19 protein-coding genes and 1 pseudogene are annotated in these 20,418 nt (G+C 72.0%); 7 read left to right on the top strand and 13 right to left on the bottom strand.

Annotated elements, in window-relative coordinates; genetic code table 11:
• Window positions 1-98: 98 nt before the first annotated feature.
• Both ACF08M_RS39700 and ACF08M_RS39695 read right to left on the bottom strand, forming a co-directional pair.
• Window positions 99-536 (bottom strand): SRPBCC family protein, encoded by a 438-nt coding sequence (locus tag ACF08M_RS39700; RefSeq protein WP_392190173.1) that lies wholly within the window; start codon window positions 534-536, stop codon window positions 99-101.
• A gap of 71 nt (window positions 537-607) precedes the next feature.
• Window positions 608-1,384, bottom strand: a complete 777-nt coding sequence (locus ACF08M_RS39695; RefSeq protein WP_392190172.1) for an SDR family oxidoreductase — start codon at window positions 1,382-1,384, stop codon at window positions 608-610.
• 263 nt (window positions 1,385-1,647) lie between these two features.
• Here ACF08M_RS39695 and ACF08M_RS39690 point away from each other — a divergent pair, with 263 nt between their 5' ends.
• Together ACF08M_RS39690 and ACF08M_RS39685 are read left to right on the top strand one after the other, a co-directional pair.
• Window positions 1,648-2,346: a TetR/AcrR family transcriptional regulator gene (locus ACF08M_RS39690; RefSeq protein WP_392190171.1), complete on the top strand. Its 699-nt coding sequence runs from the start codon at window positions 1,648-1,650 to the stop codon at window positions 2,344-2,346.
• A gap of 282 nt (window positions 2,347-2,628) precedes the next feature.
• Window positions 2,629-2,796 (top strand): annotated as a pseudogene (locus ACF08M_RS39685) (LysR family transcriptional regulator); the annotation flags it as partial.
• Between the two features lie 34 nt (window positions 2,797-2,830).
• Here ACF08M_RS39685 and ACF08M_RS39680 read toward each other — a convergent pair.
• Window positions 2,831-3,136, bottom strand: coding sequence for a 4a-hydroxytetrahydrobiopterin dehydratase (locus tag ACF08M_RS39680; protein WP_392190170.1), 306 nt, complete (start codon window positions 3,134-3,136; stop codon window positions 2,831-2,833).
• Between the two features lie 63 nt (window positions 3,137-3,199).
• Here ACF08M_RS39680 and ACF08M_RS39675 point away from each other — a divergent pair, with 63 nt between their 5' ends.
• Window positions 3,200-4,087, top strand: coding sequence for a helix-turn-helix domain-containing protein (locus ACF08M_RS39675; RefSeq protein WP_392190169.1), 888 nt, complete (start codon window positions 3,200-3,202; stop codon window positions 4,085-4,087).
• On the opposite strand, the gene ACF08M_RS39670 is transcribed toward ACF08M_RS39675, so the two are convergent.
• The 7 genes from ACF08M_RS39670 to ACF08M_RS39640 all read right to left on the bottom strand — a co-directional run bounded on the left by ACF08M_RS39670 (window position 4,077) and on the right by ACF08M_RS39640 (window position 13,704).
• The gene (locus ACF08M_RS39670; protein WP_392190174.1) at window positions 4,077-4,826 is read right to left on the bottom strand and encodes a YoaK family protein; all 750 of its coding nucleotides are present in this window, start codon (window positions 4,824-4,826) and stop codon (window positions 4,077-4,079) included. The genes ACF08M_RS39675 and ACF08M_RS39670 overlap by 11 nt on opposite strands.
• Window positions 4,827-4,967: 141 nt before the next feature.
• Window positions 4,968-7,295, bottom strand: a complete 2,328-nt coding sequence (gene secD, locus ACF08M_RS39665) for a protein translocase subunit SecD (RefSeq protein WP_392190168.1) — start codon at window positions 7,293-7,295, stop codon at window positions 4,968-4,970.
• Window positions 7,296-7,324: 29 nt separating this feature from the next.
• Entirely contained in the window at window positions 7,325-7,924 is a 600-nt protein-coding gene (locus ACF08M_RS39660) for a hypothetical protein (RefSeq protein ID WP_392190167.1), read from the bottom strand.
• A complete protein-coding gene (locus ACF08M_RS39655; RefSeq protein WP_392190166.1) occupies window positions 7,921-8,763 on the bottom strand; it encodes a rod shape-determining protein MreC in 843 nt (280 codons plus the stop codon). Before ACF08M_RS39655 ends, ACF08M_RS39660 begins: the two co-directional genes overlap by 4 nt.
• A 156-nt stretch (window positions 8,764-8,919) precedes the next feature.
• Window positions 8,920-11,040 carry an NAD-dependent DNA ligase LigA gene (gene ligA / locus ACF08M_RS39650; protein ID WP_392190165.1) on the bottom strand — a complete coding sequence of 707 codons (2,121 nt, stop codon included), beginning with the start codon at window positions 11,038-11,040 and terminating at the stop codon, window positions 8,920-8,922.
• 46 nt (window positions 11,041-11,086) lie between these two features.
• Window positions 11,087-13,186 (bottom strand): alkaline phosphatase family protein, encoded by a 2,100-nt coding sequence (locus tag ACF08M_RS39645; protein ID WP_392190164.1) that lies wholly within the window; start codon window positions 13,184-13,186, stop codon window positions 11,087-11,089.
• Window positions 13,187-13,290: 104 nt separating this feature from the next.
• Complete coding sequence (locus tag ACF08M_RS39640) at window positions 13,291-13,704, bottom strand: hypothetical protein (RefSeq protein ID WP_392190163.1); 414 nt, start codon at window positions 13,702-13,704, stop codon at window positions 13,291-13,293.
• Window positions 13,705-13,946: 242 nt separating this feature from the next.
• Between ACF08M_RS39640 and ACF08M_RS39635 the strand changes: the two genes are divergently transcribed.
• Window positions 13,947-14,729 (top strand): MBL fold metallo-hydrolase, encoded by a 783-nt coding sequence (locus ACF08M_RS39635; RefSeq protein WP_392190162.1) that lies wholly within the window; start codon window positions 13,947-13,949, stop codon window positions 14,727-14,729.
• Window positions 14,726-15,346, top strand: coding sequence for a DedA family protein (locus ACF08M_RS39630; RefSeq protein ID WP_392190161.1), 621 nt, complete (start codon window positions 14,726-14,728; stop codon window positions 15,344-15,346). The genes ACF08M_RS39635 and ACF08M_RS39630 overlap by 4 nt, the downstream gene beginning before the upstream one ends.
• On the opposite strand, the gene ACF08M_RS39625 is transcribed toward ACF08M_RS39630, so the two are convergent.
• The 3 genes from ACF08M_RS39625 to ACF08M_RS39615 all read right to left on the bottom strand — a co-directional run bounded on the left by ACF08M_RS39625 (window position 15,336) and on the right by ACF08M_RS39615 (window position 18,682).
• On the bottom strand, window positions 15,336-16,394 hold the full coding sequence (locus ACF08M_RS39625; protein WP_392190160.1) for an MBL fold metallo-hydrolase: 1,059 nt from the start codon (window positions 16,392-16,394) through the stop codon (window positions 15,336-15,338). The genes ACF08M_RS39630 and ACF08M_RS39625 overlap by 11 nt on opposite strands.
• Window positions 16,395-16,419: 25 nt before the next feature.
• The gene (locus ACF08M_RS39620) at window positions 16,420-17,697 is read right to left on the bottom strand and encodes an aminotransferase class I/II-fold pyridoxal phosphate-dependent enzyme (protein ID WP_392190159.1); all 1,278 of its coding nucleotides are present in this window, start codon (window positions 17,695-17,697) and stop codon (window positions 16,420-16,422) included.
• 133 nt (window positions 17,698-17,830) lie between these two features.
• Window positions 17,831-18,682 carry an SMP-30/gluconolactonase/LRE family protein gene (locus ACF08M_RS39615; protein WP_392190158.1) on the bottom strand — a complete coding sequence of 284 codons (852 nt, stop codon included), beginning with the start codon at window positions 18,680-18,682 and terminating at the stop codon, window positions 17,831-17,833.
• A 458-nt stretch (window positions 18,683-19,140) separates the two neighbouring features.
• On the opposite strand from ACF08M_RS39615, the gene ACF08M_RS39610 reads away from it, so the two are divergent.
• Both ACF08M_RS39610 and ACF08M_RS39605 read left to right on the top strand, forming a co-directional pair.
• The gene (locus tag ACF08M_RS39610; protein ID WP_392190157.1) at window positions 19,141-19,950 is read left to right on the top strand and encodes a methyltransferase domain-containing protein; all 810 of its coding nucleotides are present in this window, start codon (window positions 19,141-19,143) and stop codon (window positions 19,948-19,950) included.
• 24 nt (window positions 19,951-19,974) lie between these two features.
• Entirely contained in the window at window positions 19,975-20,328 is a 354-nt protein-coding gene (locus tag ACF08M_RS39605) for a VOC family protein (RefSeq protein WP_392190156.1), read from the top strand.
• The last annotated feature ends 90 nt before the right edge of the window (window positions 20,329-20,418 follow it).

Raw genomic sequence — 20,418 nt, 5'->3', positions numbered from 1 at the left:
CAAATCCGACAACCGGACATCAGACGACGGCTTCACCCAACCAGAACGCGGCATCCCCCCAAGATACCCCAGAAACACTTAACTGAACGGTATTGAGGCTAAGCGTGCCGGGCGAAGCGTTCTTTGAGGGCGTCCAGGCCGGTGGCGTAGATGTTGTCGCCGAAGTGCTTCTCGATTTCCGGGACGAGTTCGTCGGCGGCCTCGTATGTCGCGGTCCAGTGGATCTCGGCGCCCGCGTCGTGTGGGTGCACGGACAGCGTGGAGATGTAATCGGAGACAGGGACGGCGGATTCATGGATGGTGTAACGGAGCATCCGGCGCGAGTCGTCCTTCTCCAGGAGCCGTTCTCGGATGACTACTTGGCCGTTGACGGAGAACGCCTGCACCGCCCCGGGCGTCTCGGGATCGGCGCCGTCCTCGATCACCGACGGCGGAAGCACGGGGTGCCAGTCGGCGAGGCCGCCGAACTTGCCGATGATCCGCCAGACGGCATCGGGGTCGGCGGTGACGACGGTGGTGCGGGTGAGCGTGTGCACGGATAGGCCTCCGATGACTGCGGATTGCGATGACTGCGGGTTGTCTCCGATCGGCCGGTTCCCTCGACGGCTCACCACATGCCGTCGCCGCGCAGTACGGCGTCGGCGCCACCGTCGATGAAGACGACCTGGCCGGTGACCAGTTCGTTCTCGGGGGAGGTGAGCCAGGTCAGGAGGGGAGCGATCTGTGCCGGCTGGGCGTTGCCGTGGAGCGGCATGGGGACCGTCGCGTCAAGGATCTTGCGCACGTCCGGGCTGGCCAGCATGGGTTCGGTCATGGGGGTGACGACGGTTCCGGGGGCGATGGCGTTGAGGGTGATACCGGTGCCCGCCCAGTCGGCGGTCACGGCGGTGCGGCGTACCCATCGGGCGATGGCGGCCTTGGTCGAGCCGTAGATCGCATAGCCCTCTCCCCGGTCGACCGCTGCCCGGGCGGTGGCCAGCGCCGCTTCCTCGTCACCGGCGAGCGCCGCATCGGCGATGGCCGTGTCGTGAGGGTGGACGGCGGCGACCGAGGCGATGACGACGGCGCGCGGGTCTGTGCCGGCGGCCAGCAGGGGGCGCAGCCCTTGCAAGGTGGCAACCGCGCCGAAGTAGTTGACGCTAACGGCTCGGGGGTCGAAACCGGCGATTCCGGCGCCCGCGATCACGGCGTCGAGTCGCCCACCGCTCAACTCGTTTGCCTGCTGGACCAGATGGACCCGGCCATCGGGGGTGGCGAGGTCCGCGATGATATCGGCGTTCTTGAGGTCGGCGCCGATGACCGTGTGCCCCTGCCCCTTGAGGCTGGTGGCGGTGGCCTTGCCGATGCCGGAGGCAGCTCCGGTGATGAGGTAGGTCCGGGACATGGTCCACTCCTTCGTTGTCGCTGTATGTCCACCGGTCGCTGATCACCACGCGTCGGCCGTTGACCGTACGTCGTCGATTGCCGATTGCCGATCACCGATCGCAATCGCCGTTCGCCGAGCGGCCTCACCGGTGCAGGGGCATGCAGGGATGGCGCGACAGCGCGGACACAGCAGATGAATCGACCGCCGGCCAATGGACGCCTGATCAGTCGTTGAGCAGCATACGCTTTTTTGGCACAACGAGCCAATAAATATCTGTGAGAATGACGGCCAAGGCGAAGCACGGCAAGGAGCACACGATGGCGGCAGCACGGGGACGTCCGTCCCTGACGGAACACCGGCGCCTACAGACTCGGCTGGAGATCGCGGAGGCCGCGGCGGCCCTGTTCGCCGACCGCGGTTATGAGGCGACGACGGTGGAGGACATCGCCTCGGCCGCGGGCATCTCCCCGCGCACCTTCTACCGCTACTGCCCGACAAAGGAGGACGCCCTCACCCCCCTCTTCACCTCCAGCGTCGGCCAACTCGTGGACGTCCTCGCGGAACATCCGGTCGATGAACCGCTCAGCGCCGCCATCGAGGCATCCTTCGGGACGGCGACGGCCGAGCGGCGCCTGGAGGACGCCGCCCGGGCCCGCCGGCTGGTCCGGGTCCTGGGGACCGTCCCCGTCCTGAAGATGCGCTGGCTCGCCGCGGGGCGGGAGATGCAGGAACGGCTCGCGCCCGCGCTGGCGTCCCGGGCGGACGCCCCCGTCGACAGCCTCGAAGTGCGTCTGATGACCACCGCGGTGCTGGATGCGTTCACCGTCACCATGGAGCACTGGGCCTGGCAGGACGAGCCGGAGGAACTCGTCGACCTCATGCGCCGCGCACTGGCGTTTCTGCGGCTCGACGAGCTCCAGGCGAAGCCCGGGCCATCCGACGACAAACAGGCAGGACGCCCGCTGGAGCCTGGCCGGTGAATATCACCGCGCAATCCCTGCGCGGTGACCGAATCCGGCGGGAGATCTACGCCACCGGCGACGCACGCCGCCTTTGCGACTTCTTCGGCATCGGCATCGAAGCCGCACTGCGGTACCGGAGCGTCCTGGACGACCCCGACCGGGGGCTGCAACCGAGTGAGACTCGGGAACCCACGACCCCACATAGGCTCATCACCGCAGCTCCCCGGCTCGCATCGGTAGGGGAATCCTTCGTTTGGAGTGAACCCGCTGGGGGCCCGAGATCGTCGCTGGACTGGCCGGCTGAGCCGGCGCCATCTGCTGGGCCGGCACCCGCGCTCGGCGGCGGCCGCCTCGGCGTCCGGAGCCGTGAACGGGCACACCCGGGCGGCGTACGCGGAAGCAGTGGAGCGCAGCGAAAGCTATCCGGGATGGCTCGCCGCGCATCCACGCTTCGGCCCGGTCATGTGACAGGTCACCCTGCGTCGGCGACGTGCCCGGCCGGCTACCTCACACCGTGCCCGGGGGCGATCGCCACCACCCGCGCGGCCAGGTTCAGGTCGTTCTCGGTGACCACACCACCCGCGTCATGGGTGTTCACGGACAGGGTCACGGTGTTGTACCCGAGGGTCAGATCGGAGTGGTGGTTCAGTTCGTCCTGGATCTGGGCGACGTGCACGGTCAGCCCGACGGCGGCGAAATGTGTGTGGAGCCGGTAGGTGCAGGTGATCCGGTCTCCCTCCAGCGACCAGCCGGGCAGGTCACTCAGACGGTCCTCGATCTCCTCTTGCGACAATGGTGCAGCGGGCATGGTGCGACTCCCTCACGAGCGATCGGTTCCGGTCGGCGGTGCCGGTGACGTTACGGTCTGGGTATGACAACTGTCGCGCTTGACACGGGGGTAGGGCCGCTGCTGCGCAGCTGGCGGGAGCAGCGTCGGATCAGCCAGCTGGAGCTGGCCATCCGTGCCGATTCCTCGGCCCGGCACATTTCCTTCATCGAGACCGGCCGCTCCCGGCCCAGCGAGGACATGATCCTGCGGCTGGCCGAGCACCTCGACATCCCGGTCAGGGAACGCAATGCTCTTCTGGTGGTGGCCGGTTACGCGCCCCGCTACGCGCAGACCGCGCTCGACGACCCGGCGCTGGGTGCGCTGCGCGAGGGAATGGAACGGCTGCTCCAGGGGTACGACCCGTACCCGGCACTCGTCGTCGACGGCATGTACAACGTGGTGGCGGCCAATCAGGGAATCACGATGCTGCTGGAGGGCGTGGCCGGGCATCTGCTGGCTCCGCCGCTGAACGCCATGCGGCTCACCCTCCATCCGGAGGGCCTGGCTCCGCGCATCCGCAATCTCCGGGAATGGCGGGCCGATCTGCTGGCTCAGATGGAACGCCAGATCGCCCTGGCCCGGTCGGCGGAGCTGCGTGAGCTGTACAAGGAGGTCGCGGGCTACCCCGCACCGGCCGGTACGGCCGGAGCCAGGGAGGCCGGGACGGCCGGGAACGGCGACGGGACGGCCGGGAACGGTGACGGAACGGACGGGAGCATCGGCGGGACGGACGGGGGGACCGGCCCCGCGTCGTCCCTGCCCTTCGCATTGCCGTTGCACATCGAGCACGGCGGCCGGGTGCTGTCGTTCGTCTCCTCCATCGCGACGTTCAATACGCCGATGGACGTGACGGTGGCGGAGCTGGCCATCGAGACGTTTCTGCCGGCCGACCGGGCCACCGCCGACCATCTGCGGTCCCTCACTTCCTGACGACCGGGCGGACCCAGGGTGCGTCGGCACGTGCCAGGACGATCGCGGCGGCGGTCACGGCGGCCAGGATCGCCAGGGCGAGCAGCAGGGGCAGTCTCGGGTGCCCGTGCAGGACGGCCATGGCTCCGGCGAGCGCGCCGGTCATCATGGCAGCGGCCGAGAGCACGCGACGTCCGGCCTTGCTGCCGCCTCCGCCCGCGAACCGGCTGTCGGAGAGGATGCCGGTGATGGTGAGGGTCAGCACGGTGGTGGTGAGGTCGGGGACCGCCAGCGCCCGGGACACGGCGTTCTGCACCCCGAGGCCGAGTCCGAGCAGGGCGACGAGCGTGAAGCGGGCCCCGCCGGCGTCGGGGTGTCCGGACGTCGAGGCGACGATCAGCGCGGCCAGGACGCAGGCGGTTTCGACGAGGAGCGCGTACGTGAGCATCCGGCCGCGGTGTGTCGCGGCACGGTGCACGATCAGGCCGCCGAGCAGCGCCCCCACCGCGAACGCGGCGAGCGCGACGAGCGAGGCGATGAGCGAGAAGCCGGGGGCTCCGGCGATCGCGAAGCCGGAAAAGACCACATTGCCGGTCATGTTCGCGACGAAGACCCGGCCGAGTTCCAGGTAGCTGACCGCGTCGACCAGCCCGGTGACGACGGTCAGGGCGAGCATCAGGGGCGGCAGCGGTCCATGCCGGTCCTTCATGTCCGGTACGACGGTGGACCATGCCTCACGCAGCATGACGGGCACGGGCATGGACACGGGCACGCTCCGATCACGGGTGGGTGGTCGGAATTGTGCCGCCCCGGGTGCATGGAACGCCATGACCGACGCATGTCGCCCCGCCCCGAGGGACGGCCCGGCTTTCAGGGCGGGGCGACAGGCGTACCGGAGGGGCTATACGCGTGCTCCGTTGTCGCGCGGGTCCCGGCGCGCCGCCCGGGTACCGGACCGGCGGCCGGGAGCACGTTTACGGGCGGGCGGCGGGGCCTTGCTACTACGTTCCAGAATGAGCGCGGCCGGCACGGCGGTCAGCACCGAGGAATACGTACCGACGCAGATGCCGATCAACAGGGCGAGCGCGAAGTCCGCGAGGGAGTCGCCGCCCAGCACGGCGAGCGCGGTCAGGATGAAGAGGGCGCCCATTCCGGTGTTGACCGTTCTCGGGACGGTCTGGAGCACGGCCCGGTTGGCGATCGTACCGAGCGGGACACGACGGGCCTTCGCCCACAGTTCCCGTACCCGGTCGAAGACCACCACCGAGTCGTTGACGGAGTATCCGATGACGGTGAGGAGCGCGGCCAGGAAGATGCTGTCGACGGTACGTCCGAGCCAGGCGAAGGCACCGACCAGGATGATGACGTCGTGGACCAGCGCCCCGACCGAGGCCACGGCGAACGTCCAGCGGAACCTGATCGCCAGATACACCAGTTGTACGAGGACGGCGATGCCGAGCGCGATCAGCGCGTTGCGCCGGAGTTCGTCGCCGAGGCTGGGGCCGATGAGTTCGTCACGGACCTTGGTGGTTTCACCGCCCTCCGCCGCGAGGGCGGCGCGCAGGGCGTGTTCGCCGTCGTTGTCGAGCTTGCCGGTCCGTACGGAGAGGTCGCCCGCGCCCGCCGTGGTGACCTCGACGTCGCCGAAGCCCGCGTCGGCCAGGGCGGTGCGGGCCTGCTCCACGTCGACGGGCCTGCTGGTCGAGTACTCGACGAGCCGGCCGCCGGTGAATTCGACGCCCAGGTTGACACCACGTACGACGATACCGAGGACGGCGACAGCGATCAGTGCCGTGGAGATCAGCAGCCAGCGGCGCGGTTTCCGCATCAGCTGGGGATCCCGGCGGGCCAGCCAGGTGCGTACCCGGCCGGGGCTGGAGATGCCGTTGATGCCCTGGTAGTCGTTGACGAACCGGGAGCAGGTGGCGATCTCGGTGAGCGCGCGGGCGATGACGAGGGCGGAGAACATCGAGGCGATCACACCGATGGCGAGGGTGACACCGAAGCCCTTCACCGGTCCGGAGCCGAGGAAGAAGAGCAGCCCGGCCGCGATCAGCGTCGTGACGTTGGAATCGGCGACGGCGCTCCAGGCACCACGGAAACCGGCCGTCAGCGAGGAGCGCAGCGAGCGGCCCGGATGTTGTGCGCGTTCCTCTCTGGCCCGTTCGAAGACCAGCACGTTGGCGTCGACCGCCATCCCGATGGCCAGGACGAACCCGGCGAGGCCGGGCAGGGTGAGGGTGACACCGAGGGCGACCAGTGCCGTATAGGAGATCAGTCCGTAGGCGGCGAGTGCGACGGCGGCGAGTGCGCCGAAGAGCCGGTAGACGACGGTGATGAAGAGTGCGGTGGCCGCGGCGCCGATGAGGGCGGCCCGGGCGCTGGCGTCGATGGCGTCGGCGCCGAGCGTCGGGCCGACGGTCCGCTGCTCAACGATCTCGACGGGGAGCGGCAGGGCGCCGCCCTTGATGAGCAGAGCCAGCTCGCGGGCCTCGTCGGCGCTGAAGGAGCCGGTGATCTGGGTGGAGCCGGAGGGCAGACCGGTGTTGCAGCCGACCGAGGGGGAGACCTGCGGCGAGGAGATGATCTGCTGGTCGAGGACGATGGCGACGCGGCGCCGGTCGTCCTGGACCGGGTGGCAGGCCGCTTCGCCGGTCAGCCGGGTCCAGTCCCGGCCCGCGTCCTTGTGGAAGTCGAGGGAGACGGTCCAGCCGGCGCCCTGCTGGGCGTCGAACGCGGCGGTGGCGTCCTTGACGCCCGCGCCGGAGAGCCGGGCCGGTCCGAGGTCGAGGGAACGGCCCTGTTCGTCGGGGAGCGTCGGCCCGCGACCGGCTCCGCCGTCCGCCTTGCGGTCCGCCTTGCCGTCGTCCCGCGTGCCGGAGCCCTGGACGGCGTGGAAGCTGAGCTGGGCGGTTTTTCCGATGACTTCGGCCGCCTTGCGCGGGTCCTGGACATCGGGGAGTTCGACGATGATCCGGTCCTCGCCGGAGCGGGTCAGGGTGGGTTCGGCGACACCCAGGGAGTCGATGCGCTGGCGGAGCACTTCAAGGGTGCGGTCGGTGCTCTCCCGGTCCGCCTTCGCGGTGTCGGAGTCCTTGGCCTGGAGCACCATTCTGGTGCCGCCCTGCAGGTCCAGGCCGAGCCTGGGGGACATGGTCAGCGTGATGAGCACGGAGACGAGCAGGACGGCCGCAGCCAGAACCGCTCGCACCGTGGTGGCGCGAGTCATGGGTTTCCTCCGAGGGGCGCCGGGCGCCCTCACCTCGGCGAGGACGGCACGGCGTGTCTGTGGGACGGGACCGGTGGCAGGACCGGTGGCCGGTAAACGGCCGTCCCTGGAGGCCCGCGTACGCCCGGGAGGGCGACACGGAAATGGCCGGCGGATCGGGAGGACGTGGAGGGGGCCCGCCGGTGGGCATGGTGCGGTACGCGAATGCCCGGTGCGCCGGGCAGCAGGAAGCAGTGGCCGGGCGGCGGGAGATGATGCGCGGTACGGGCGTGGTCGGCACCGGCCCTGGGCTGGGGTGCGGGCGGCGGCGGCCGGCCGCGGTCGGTCGCCGCGGCCGTGCGGGTGCGGCGGGTGTCGTGGACGGTGCCGGTGCGGGCGGTCCGGTCGGTGTGCGGGGTGGGCTGCTGAGCGCCGGGTGAGTACGCGGCGGAGGGCGGCACACCGGCGAACGGCCGCGCGAGGGGTACGGATCCGGCGGCCGCGGGGGCGCCGCCGACGACGGTGAGCACGGCGAGAAGGACGGCGACGAAGAGCCGCCGGGCCGCCTGCGCGCGGATGTGCTGCGTCGCGGTGCCCGGCCGTGTCCTCGGGGGCGCGTTCCCCGGGGGCGGCCCCGGGAGAGGGGTCACCGCTGTCGGCCGGGCCGGACCGGTGCCGCGTCGGCGGTGCTCACCGGGGCCGGTGTCGCGCCGGCCCCGCGAAGCACGGAGCCGAGGACCAGCCCGGCGCCGCGTATGACCGTGGTCGCCGGGTCGTCCGCGAGCCGGACCGGCACGCCGAGCCGGACCGCGATCCGGTCGGTGATGTCGGGGCGGGCGGCGCCGCCCCCGGCGAGCAACGGCCCCTTGCGCAGGGCCCCCAGGACGGCGCCGTGCCGGTCCTGCTTCCACATTTCCAGGACCATGTCCAGGACGGTGCGGACCACGGCGGTCGGCGGCTCGGAGGGGGCGAGGTCGCTCAGTCCCGTCTCGGCCTGACGGGCGTCACGTACCAGCCCGTCGACGAGGAGGGTCGCCTCGGTCAGCTCGGCGCCGATGTCGACGACGAGCAGCGGGCCGCCGTCCTGCGGGCCGGCACATGCGGCGGCGGCCCGCGCGCTGTCCAGGGCTATGACGCTCACCGGCCCGAGCGCGGCCATGAGTTCTCTCGCCGCGGCACGGTGCTCGGTCCCGGCGAGGACGGGGTGGCTGAGGACGATCACGGTGTCGGCGCGGTCCGCGCCCAGGGCCGTATCGGCGATGCGGCCGATCATCCGGCCGCAGGACACGGGGTCGACGATGCGCCCCCGCCTGACCGGACGGCCCTGGCCGGCTTCGGCACCGAAGTCGCCGCATGCCTCGGTGACGGCGATGACGCCGTGCCCCGGCAGCCAGACACGGGTCCGGGAACTGCCGAGATCGAGGGCGAGGCCCCGGTACCCCCGGCGGACGGACCGGCCGAGTCGCGGTCCGTCGTGCAGCGAACGCATCCGTCCCTCCCCCGGCCCGACACCACGGCCTTTCACCCACCCATGAACACGCTGATAGCGAGGCATGGCCGAGCCCTCACTATGCAATAGGGAGGCAAAGAAAGCCACTCCCGGGCACAATCCAAGGGCTCGGGCGTTGCGCGGCACCGTCGTGCCTCATGCCTCCGACGGCAGGAACCCGGCGAGCAGTCCGGCGAACTCGTCCGGTGCTGCGATCCGGATGCCGAGGTCCTCCGCCTTGGTGCGCTTGGATCCGGCCTTCTCCCCGGCGACCAGGAGCGTGGTGCGCTTGGAGACACTGGACGAGGACTTCCCGCCGGCCCGCTCGATCAGTTCGTTCATCTGATTCCGGGAGAGCTTCTCCAGTACACCGGTCATCGCACCCGTGACCACCACGGTCATCCCGTCCAGCGGCAGCCCGGCGGTTCCTTCCCCGTCCGCGTCGGCAGCCGCTTCCGTGCCTTCCGTGCCTTCCTCGCCCGGCTCGGGCGGCGGCGTCGCGCCGGGCTCCGTCATGTTGACCCCGGCGGCCACCAGCTTCTCGATCAGCGGGGCCAGCTCCACCAGCTCCGCGACGACGGCCGCCGCCTTCTCCTTGCCGATGCCGTCGACCCGCTGGAGCGCCTCGGCGTCGGCGGCCCTGATCCGGTCCATGTCCGCGAAGTACCGGGCGATACGCCGTGACATGGAGCGCCCGGTGCCGCGTACTCCGAGGGCGCAGAAGACCCGGGAGAGCGGCTGGGCCCGTGCCGCTTCGATGGCGGCCAGGAGGTTGTCGGTGCTGGTCTCCCCCATCCGCTCCAGGCCGAGCAGCTGCTCCCGGCCGAGGGTGAAGAGGTCGGCGAAGTCGGCCACCAGGCCGGCGTCGACGAGCTGGACGACCCTGGTGGCGCCGAGGCCCTCGATGTCGAGCTGGTCGCGGCCCGCCGCGTACGAGATGGAGGCGACGAGACGGCAGTCGCGGCCCCGGACACAGCGCCAGCGCTGCTCGCTGGTGTCGATCTCGGAGCCGCACTGCGGGCATGCCTCCGGGAAGACGACGGGCTGCTCGTCACCGGTCCGCAGATGGGCGACGGGCGCCTCGATGCGGGGAATGATGTCGCCCGCCTTGTAGACCATTACCCGGTCGCCCAGGCGCAGATCACGGCGGGTGATGTCGGCCGGGTTGTGCAGCGTGGCATAGCTGACGGTCGAGCCGTCGATCTCGACCGGTTCGAGTACGGCGCGCGGCGCGATGATGCCGGTCCTGCCCACGTTCCATTCGACGCCCAGGAGCCGGGTGACCTTCTCGACGGCCGGGAGCTTGTAGGCGATGGCCCAGCGCGGTGCCCTGGTCCCGGAACCGGCCTCGCGCCGGTCGGCCGCGAGGTCGGCCTTGATCACGATGCCGTCGATGCCGAACGCCAGCGAGGCGCGCAATGCGGCTATCTCCTCGACCCGGCTCTGCACCGCCTCGACGGTGCCGACGGTGCGCGGTGCCACGTCCGTGTCCGCGGCGGTGTGCACGCCGAGCCCGGCGACGTACTCCAGGACCTCGCTGTGCGGGAGTTCGGCGAGGGTGTCGGTCAGCTCCGCGGACTCGGGGAGCGGCAGGGCACCGTAGGCGAAGAAGGTCATCTCCACCGTGTACGCGCGGTCCTTGGCCCGGAGGGTGCCCGCCGCGCCGTTCCTCGGGTTGGCGAAGGGGGCGCCGCCGTGCTCCGTGCGCACGGTGTTGGCCTGCTCGAACTGCTCGTTCGTCATCAGGATCTCGCCGCGCATCTCGATCGTCACCGGCTCGGCGAGCTGTTCGGGGAGGCCGGCCACGGTGCCGATCGCGTGCGAGACGTCCTCACCCGCGATGCCGTCGCCCCGGGTGATCAGCTGCTCCAGGCGGCCCGCCCGGTAGCGGGCGGCGACGGCCAGGCCGTCGAGCTTCGGCTCCACGCTCCAGGCGGCGACGGGCCTGCCGATCCGGCGTTCCAGCGATGCCGTCCAGGTGGCGAACTGCTCGGCCGAGAAGACGTTGTCCAGGGACAGCATCGGCACCGTGTGCGGCACGTCCCCGCTCGCGGCGCCGCCCGCCACCTTGCCGGTCGGGGACGTCTCGAGCACCTCCTGCGGGTGCTCCTGCTCGTATGCGGCGATCCCACGCACCAGCCGGTCGTACGCGTCGTCGTCGAGCGTGCTCTCGCCCGTGGCGTAGTACGCGGCGGCGGCCTGCGACGCTTCTTCGACCGCGGCGGCGTAGGCAGCGGTATCGGCGAGCACAACAGCTGAGTTCGTCATGGCCCCCATCCTGCCGCCCACCACTGACAACGCCTCCCAGCAGGGACGACGGCACTCAGTCGGCCGCCCGGACCGTCCCCTCCGCCGCGGAGGCGCCGCCCACCGCGCCGGGCACCGACGACGGGATCTGCGGCCCCGCGCACTCCCGCAGCCACCGCCGCAGCACCCGGTGCACCTGCTCGGCCCCCCTCAGCTCCGTGCCCTCCGCCACCGGCGCCGAAAGTCCGGCCGGCCACAGCAGGAACGGCCGGGACTGCTCGCCGCCCAGACCGCCGTGCGAACCGATCTGCTCCTCGAAGGCGTGCACCTGGCCCGTGCCCTCGTCGTACATCGAGTTCACCATGATGTCGGCGACGTGCGGGAAGGTGTCGGTGCGGCGCACCGCGGCCGCCGTGCCCGGGCCGAAGGGCGCCAGCGGCCCCTCCCCGTCGCTCAGCTCCGCCACCGGAACCTCGATGCCTCCGCGGCCCAGGACGACCGATCCGTGCCGTTCGCTGCGGACCAGCAGAAAGCCGATGCCGGGGTGGTTGACGAGGGTGCCGAGCAGTGCGGGACGGCTCCGGTCGAGCTGTTCGCGCGAGGCCCGTCCGTCGATGTCCGGGAAGGAGATCAGGCCGAGGTTGCCGGAGGCGAGGACGACCGGGTCGGACGGCTTCGCACGGTGTTCCGCCTCGCCCTCCTCGACCGGCCGGTGCAGGGCGATCCGTACCGCGTCACGCGCTTCCGAAGCGCTGCGGGTGCGCTGTGCCCGGCGGGGTACCGGCAGCCCGCAGCCCGCCCGCACCAGGTCCTTGAGCGTCAGCCCGTACGCCCCCGCGAAGGTCTCCCCCGGGCTCTGCCCGTGGTCGGAGAGCAGCACGATCCGGTAGGTGCGCGGAGTGTGCTCGGCGACCTTCGCGATCAGGGCGAGCGAGCGGTCCAGGCGCACGAGCACCTTGTCCGCGTCGCGGCTGTGCGGTCCGGAGTGGTGCGCCACCTCGTCGTACGCGACCAGGTCGGCGTAGACGGCGGTGCGTCCGGCGAACATGTCGCCGATGACGGCGGCGACCACCACATCGCGTTCGACGACGGTCGCGAAGGCCCGGATGAAGGGGTAGAGCCCACCGCGTTTGATCCGGGGGGTGTCCTTCCGTATCCGCGCCCGGGTCGACTGGCCGATCTCGCGGCAGACCTCGGCAACGAACGACAGCGCGGTGCGCACGGCGTTGGCCGGATCGGAGAAGTAGGCGAAGTAGCCGGATCTGGAACGGCGGCCCTTGCCGAGCCGGGCCGCCATGGACAGAACGAGCGCCAGCTGATCGGCGCCGCCGCTGAAGAGGTTGCCGCGACTGGCGCCGTCGACCGCGAGCAGCCCCTCGTCACCGGTACGGGCGATGGCCCGGCGCTGGATTTCGAGGGCGCTCGCGGGGCGGCTGGAGACCATGACGGCGCCGGTCTCCTTCTCGTACCAGCGGAAGGCGGGTATGTCGTGGTTGCTGCCGTGCAGGATGCCGAGCTGGCTGGCACCTGTCTGGCTGGACCAGTCGGTCCGCCAGGGGGTGAGGCGATGGCCGCCCTCGTCCGTGAGCCAGTGTGCGACGGTCGGCATCAGACCGGAGCCGGCGGCGCGGGCGAGCACCTCGTGGCCGACGCCGTCGAGCTGGATGAAGACGGTGCCCGGCGGTCCGCTGCGCCCGTTGTCCGCGCCGCTGCGTCGTCTTCGGCGGTCGGCGAGCCGGGAGAGGCGGCGGCGGTAGGCGTTGTCGTCACGGACGGCGAGCGCCGTGGAGGTCGCGGAGGCGACGGCGGACATCACGGCCGCGACGACGACCGCGGTCTCCGGGTTGGCGGCGCCGCGCCCGTCCGGGATGAGCCGCAGGGCGAGCAGCAGCAGCGAGCCGTTCAGGAAGAAGACGAGCATTCCGAGGACGAGTGCGGGCACGATGAGCAGCGCCCGTACGAGGGCCGGCCAGACCAGCGCGGAGAGCAGACCGAACGCTCCGGCGCCCCAGGCCGCGGTGAACGCGGTCTTGGTGAAGCTGTCGCCGTCGTTCGACTGGAGCTGGAAGTCCGGCAGTATCCCGGCGAGTGCCAGCATCGTGAGCGTCGAGACCGCCCACACCACAATCACCCGCATCAGGGCGCTGCCGGCTGTTCGCCATCGCCCATCACCCACGCCGTTCCCACCTCACAGATCCGGACCCCGCCATTCCGGGGCCCTGCCCCCAGCCTTTCACAGCGGGACCCCGGGCTGCCCGGAGCAAACGGGCCGGAGACCGCTCAGCAGCCGTCGTACCCGGCGGTCGGCATGGAGAGCCTGCGGTGCACGCTCGCCTTGGTTCGAGCGGTGTACGGCGGCTCGTCGAGTCCCGCGATCTCCAGCCGGACGCCGCGCCGCTCGCACTCCGCGGCGAACTCCGGCACCGAGGTGAGGGCCCGTGCCAGCACCCGGTCGTTGGCGGCGACGAACAGCTCGACGGCGCCGCTCTCGACATCCGTCCACAGGGCCCGGTGATCGGGGCGCAGCCCGTAGAAACGCAGCTGCCGGGTGACGACGTATCCCTTGTCGGCGGCCCAGCGGGCGCACATGTCGTGCTGGCTGCGGGTGTCGACGAGGAACGGATCGCCCTCGAGCTCTTCGAGCGGTGTGAGACTGGCGATGGCCGCCACCCGTACGTCCACTGCGTCCCCCATGGCAGGTGCCCCCGTGCTGGGCGTACCGGCGACCCTACCCCTCCGGCTCGCACGCAAGAAGGCGTGCGCCGGGACAGGGGGAGCGCGCACGCACGGCGGCGGCGCGCCCCCCGCGCCGGCAGCGGACCGCCACGGGCGACGACCGGACCGAGCCGGGGCACCCGTTCCGGTCACGGCACTAGGCTCGACGTCGGGGCCGGAAACGAAGAATCGAAGAAACCCCGGGAACGAGGAGGCGCCGCGTGGCGGTGGAAGTCACCTGGTGGGGTCATGCCACCTGCACGATCGAGGACTCCGGGGTCCGTGTGCTGACCGATCCCCTCTTCGTACGGCGGATCGCGCATCTGCGCCGCCGCCGTGGCGAGCTGCCCGGCCCCGGGGCCGCGGTCGCCGATGTGGTGCTCGTCTCGCATCTGCACTCCGATCATCTGCATCTGCCGTCGCTGGCCCGGCTCGCCCCCGGCAGCCGGCTGATCGTGCCGACGGGTGCGGTGCGCTCCGTGCCGGGACTGCGGGTGCTGCGCTCGGTGCGCGGGCTGCGGATCACCGAGGTGGCCCCGGGCGATCAGGTCCGGGTCGGCGAGGTGCGGGTACGGGCGGTTCCCGCGCTGCACGACGGCAGGCGGCTGCCCGTGGGCCCGCACCGCTCCCCCGCGCTGGGCTACGTGGTCGAGGGCGAGGCGCGGACGTACTTCGCCGGTGACACCGGGCTGTTCGACGAGATGGCCGGGGCCGTCGGTCCGGTGGACGTGGCGCTGTTGCCGGTGGGCGGCTGGGGCCCGTATCTGGGTCACAGCCATCTGGACGCGGGCCGGGCCGCGCAGGCGCTGGCCCGGCTGGCTCCCCGGTCGGCCGTGCCGGTGCACTACGGCACGTACTGGCCCATCGGCCTGGACGGAGTCAGGCCGCACGAGTTCCACTCGCCGGGTGACGAGTTCGTCCGCAAGGCGGCGCTGCTGGCGCCGGAGGTGGCGGTGCACCGGCTGTCGCACGGCGAACAAGTGCGGCCGGAGGCCGCCAGGTGATCCAGGAGGTCGTGAGACAGCTGCCCCCGGAGTCGACGCAGCAGGCGGTCGGATACCCGTCACTGTTCCTGCTGGTGGCGCTGGGCTCGCTGGTGCCGGTGGTGCCCACGGGTGCGCTGGTGAGTTCGGCCGCCGTGGTGGCGCTGCACCAGTCGTCGCCGTTCTCGCTGCTGATCGTCTTTGGCGTGGCCTCGGCCGCGGCGTTCCTCGGCGACGTCTGTCTGTACTGGCTCGGTCGGCGCGGGGTGCGGTCGAAGAACGGTTCCAAGTGGCTGCGGGCGATCAGCCACCGGGCCGCTCCGGAGCGGCTGGCGCAGGCGCAGCAGAAGCTGGACGAGCACGGTGCGGTGGTGCTCGTCCTGTCGAGGCTGGTACCGGCGGGACGGATTCCGGTGATGCTGGCCTGTCTGCTGGGCCGGATACCCCTGCGCCGGTTCGCCCGCGGTGATGTGCCGGCCTGTCTGGCGTGGGCGGCGACGTATCAGCTGATCGGCATTCTGGGCGGTTCGCTCTTCCCCGAGCCGTGGCAGGGCGTGGTCGCGGCGGTGGGTCTGACGCTGCTGGTCAGCGGGGCTCCCGGGGTGTGGCGCAGGACGCGGGCGCGGTTCAGTCACTGAGTGTGCGGGATGCCGCGGCGAGCAGGCGGGAGCCGCCGATCGGCAGGTCCCAGAGCTGCGCCCGGGGGTGCCCGGCCCGCTGCCAGGCGGTGCGCAGCCGGGCCAGCGGTTCCAGTACGGGCTCCGCGGAGAGCAGGAAGGTCGCCCAGTGCATCGGCGCCATCGCGCGGGCGCCGAGATCCTCGTAAGCCTGCACAGCCTCCTCCGGATCGGTGTGGACGTCACCGAGCCACCAGCGCGGCTCGTACGCCCCGATCGGCATCAGGGTCAGATCGATGCCGGGGTACCGGCGGCCGATCTCGCCGAACCAGTGCCCGTACCCGGTGTCCCCCGCGAAGTGGATCCGCTGCCCACCGCCGTCCGGAGAACCGATGATCCAGCCGCCCCACAGGGAGCGGCAGGTGTCGGTGAGGGTCCGCCTGGACCAGTGGTGGGCGGGCACGAAGTCGAAGCGGACGCCGTCCAGTTCGGCCGACTCCCACCAGTCGAGTTCGGTCACCCGGGTGAAGCGGCGACGGCGGCACCAGCGGCCGAGCCCGGCGGGGACGAACAGCGGAGTGTCCGTGGGCAGTCTGCGCAGCGTGGGGGCGTCGAGGTGGTCGTAGTGGTTGTGGCTGATGACCACGGCGTCGACGGGTGGCAGGTCCTCCCAGCGGACGCCGACCGGCGTGATCCTGGCCGGGGTGCCGAGGATGCGCCGGGACCAGACGGGGTCGGTGAGGATGGTCAGCCCGCCGGTGCGGACGATCCAGCTGGCGTGCCCGGCCCAGGTGACGGAGGTGGTGCCGGTGGGGGTGACGGGCAGGGGTTCGGGGGCGTACGGGAGCCGGTGGATGCCGCGCAGTCCCTCGGCGTTGGGCCGCAGGGCGCACTCACGGGCCAATCGGGACATGTTCATGACACTAGGGAGCGGTACGGTGAGCCGGTCGGCGAAGGTCCTGGGCCAGACCCGGACCTCGCCGAGGGGACGCGGTTCGACGACTTCTCCGCGAGGAATCCGGAGCGGGTGCGTGGCCCCGGTGCGGGAGCGCTCGGTCTGTTCCGTCATCGAGAGACTCCCGTCTCGCTGTTCCTCATCGGAGTTCGTCGAGTGCCGTCCCGAAAATGCTCAGGGCTTCGGCCACGTGCGGCAATTCCAGGGGCTCCACAGCGGTGAGGGACTCCACCTGCTGTTGCGGGGTCGACCCGAGCAGTGGCCCGGTGCCCAGGCGAACGCGCAGCGCCCCCAGCTCGTCGCCGAACCGGTGGCCGCCGGGCGTCGGTGCGCCGAGGCGTTCGGTCAGGTACTCCTCCAGCTCCAGGGAGTCCGTGACACCGCGGCTTGCCAGCCGCGTGCGGAGCGGCCCGAGGTCGGCGTAGAGATGGCGGCCCGCCTGCGGCGGCCTGGCCAGCGCGCCCGATGCGAGGACCGCCCGGTGCGCTGCCGCGGCGACCTTCGCCTGGAGCGCGGCGGCCCGGCGGACCCGGTCCCTGACGGAATCCGGTTCGCGCAGCGCGTGGGCGGCGGCCATGGCGACGGGTCCCGCGACGAGGGCGCCGAGCGCGGTGAGGATGTCGAGGGTACGGGCGTGGCGCACCGCCGCCCGCCCGGTGTCCGGGAACCGGGCGACCGCGACCGGCCAGGCGGACGGGGTCAGCGCGCCGGCGAGATCGCTGACGACCGTGACGTCGTCCGGGCACATCTCGGCCGGGCTGAGCAGGACCGTGTCGTGCGGCCGGTGCAGGGTGTCGCGCCAGGTCTCGTCGCTGACGATGTGCATCCCCTCGGCAACCGCGGCCTCGCACGCCTCACGCACGAGTTCCGGCGGGGCGACGGTGGCGGTCGGATCATCGGCGACGGAGATCAGCAGCAACCGGGGCCGGCCGCCCTCGGCTCGCACGCGGCGTACGGTCTCCAGCAAGGCGTACGGATCGGGCACACCGCCGCACTCGGCCGGGGTCGGCACATGATAGGCGGGCCGGCCCAGCAGCCGGGCCTGCGGAATCCAGGTCGCCGTGCAGGGGCGCGGCATGAGCACGTCGCCGCCGTGCGCGGCGATCAGCGCGAGCAGCAGCGGCGAGGCGCCGGGGGCGGCCGCGACGTGCTCCGGGCCGCCGCGCAGTCCGCGCCGCGCCCAGTAGTCGGTCGCGGCCTCGCGCAGGGCGTGGCCGCCACCGGTCGGTTCGGATTCGCCGCGGCCGGCCGCGGCGGCGAGCACCTCGGCCAGCTCGGGCAGGACGGGCAGGCCGGGACCGGGCGCCGGCGGCCCGAACCGGACGGGGCCGTGGTCCTCCCGTACGGAACGCGCACCGCCCCGGCCCTTCTGCCCGCGCCCCGCCAGTCCGGTCCGCCCGGTCCGCTGCCGCCCCATCGAGCCTCCTTCGCCGTCGGCCCGGCACCCTGTCCCGTGTGCCACGCATTCGCTCAGGGCCCTTTATACGAGGGTTCGACCGGGCGCGCCCGCCCAGCGGAGCCGCGGCACGTGGCTGCCGGGAGAGGCGGGCTCAGCCCGCGAAGGCCGTCCCGGGCATCCCGCGCCCGGCGCCCGGCAGCACCAGCAGCGAACCGGACAGCGGGTGCGCGGCGGCGAGCCCCACGCGGGCCGTGGAGATGTAGAGGTCGCGCAGGTCCTCACCACCGAAGGCACAGGCGGTCGGCCGCTGCACCGGAAGTCCGACGATGCGGTCCAGGGCTCCGTCGGCCGTGTAGCGGCGCACCGCGGCGCCGTCCCACAGGGCGACCCACACGGCGCCCTCGGCGTCGACGGCCAGCCCGTCGGGAAAGCCCGCACCCTCCTCGACGGTGGCGAACGGGCGCCGGTTCACGGCGTGCTCGCCGTCGAAGTCGAAGACGTCGATACGGCGCGTGGGCGTGTCGATGAAGTACATCAGCCGCTCGTCAGGGCTCCACCCGATGCCGTTGCTGCAGGCCACGACGGGCAGCACCGGGGTGACCGCGCCGTCGGGGGCGATGCGGGCGAGGCTGCCACCGGTCTCCGCACCGTCGTCGCGCATGGTGCCCGCCCAGAGCGCACCGTCCGGCGCCACCGCCGCGTCGTTGCCACGGCGCCCGGGCTCGGCATCGTGGACCAGCCAGCGGAAGGCACCGTCGGGGTCGTACAGGCCGACCCCGTCGCGCAGATTGACCACGAGTCCGCCGCCCGCGCGCGGTTTGGCCGCTCCGACGTGCTGTTCGGTGGCCAGCACCGTGCGGCGGCCGGTCACCGGGTCGTAGGTGTGCACGCGGGCGGAGACGATGTCCACCCAGATCAGCCGGCCGGTGGCCGGATCCCAGGTCGGGCCCTCGCCGAGCTCGGCCCGCTCGTGTACGGCCACATCCAGGCCCGTAGTGGTCATGACTGCCCCTCGTGGTGTCCGAGCCGGCCGGAGAACGCATCGGCGCCGGGCCCTTGGCGGGGCCCGCCGGCTCCTTCTCCCGCTCCCCGGTCCGGCGGACCGGAATCACGGACACAGAGTAGTCGCGCGGTCATGCCCCCGGCACGGCGGCCGGGCGACCGGGTGACCAAGAGGTGACCGGGTGACCGGGCGATGCCGCGGGACCCGGTCGGGGCCGGGGACGCCGCGGCCGGGCCGGCGGCACGACCCCGCGGACGGCCCGCCGGACGTGCGGGGGCGCACGGGGCCGCGCGCCGGGGCTGTGTCTGCTCGCGGCGGCCGTCACGGGCCCGATCGCCATCCCGCATGCCAAGACGTGCATCTCATAATTCGACATCGGTGCGTACGGTGTTGTCACCGATCAGCTCCTCGCGCGGCTCGAACTACGGGCTCCGCGCCCCGAGAAAGGGTCCATCGCCATGCCGAAGGAGACCGCCGTGTACACCCATGGCCACCACGAGTCGGTGCTGCGCTCGCACCGCTGGCGCACCGCGGCCAACTCCGCCGCGTACCTGATCGATGAACTCCGCCCCGGCATGACGGTGCTCGATGTCGGCTGCGGGCCCGGCACCATCACCGCGGATCTGGCCGCGCTGGTCGCCCCCGGCCGGGTGACCGCCGTCGACACCACCCGGGAGATCCTGGCCCTTGCGGCCGAGGTCACGGTCGAACGCGGCCTGGACAACGTCGGGTTCGCCATCGCCGATGTGCACGCCCTGGACTTCCCCGACGACTCCTTCGACGTCGTCCATGCCCATCAGGTGCTCCAGCATGTGGGCGACCCGGTGCAGGCGCTGCGCGAGATGCGGCGTGTCTGCCGCCCCGGCGGCATCGTCGCGGCCCGCGACAGCGACTACGCGGCGATGACCTGGTACCCGGAGGTGCCCGGCATGAACGCCTGGCAGGAGCTGTACGGCCGGGTCGCCCGCGCCAACGGCGGTGAGCCGGACGCGGGCCGGCGGCTGCTGTCCTGGGCCCGGCGGGCGGGCTTCACCGACATCACCCCGACCGCCGCCAACTGGTGCTTCGCCACCCCGGAGAGCCGCGCCTGGTGGAGCGGCCTGTGGGCGGACCGCACGGTCGCCTCGGTCTACGCGGAGCGCGCCGTGGGCGGCGGTCATACGGACACGGAGGAACTGGCCGCGATCGCCGCGGCCTGGCGTGAGTGGGGCGGCCGGGACGACGCCTGGTTCATGGTCCCGCACGGCGAGGTGCTCTGCCGGGCCTGATCATGTCCAACTACCCTTGTCCACATGGACATTCTGGGAACCACGTTGCGTATCTGCGTCGATGACCTGGAGGCCGCGGTGGCCTTCTACGAGGGCCTCACGGCCAGTTCCGCCCAGCGCTACGAGCGCGGCGGCGTATCGACCGCCGCGGTCAGCTGCTTTCTGCTGATGAGCGGCCCGGAGTCGGAGCTGGAGATCCTGCGCAAGGTGACGGCGACGATCGCGGTCAAGGATGTCGACGAAGCCCATGACTCCCTCACCCGTGCCGGCGCCCGGATCCTCGCGGGCCCGGTACAGATGCCGGGGGGCCGCAGCCTGATCGCCGTGCACCCGGACGGCTCGGTCTTCGAGTACGTCGACCGGAACCCGGCCAGCTGAGAGCCTGTCGGGTGACCTTCGATCGGGTAGCGGACGCGGTCTGGTGCGTGCGATTCCAAGGCGCCGGGATGTCCTTGGATGGGGTCTCCC

The sequence above is a fragment of the Streptomyces sp. NPDC015032 genome (genome assembly GCF_043080425.1).
In the GTDB taxonomy this organism is placed as follows: Bacteria; Actinomycetota; Actinomycetes; order Streptomycetales; family Streptomycetaceae; genus Streptomyces.
Note: the sequence above shows the minus strand (reverse complement) of the source record. Positions and strands in the feature narration are given on the sequence as shown.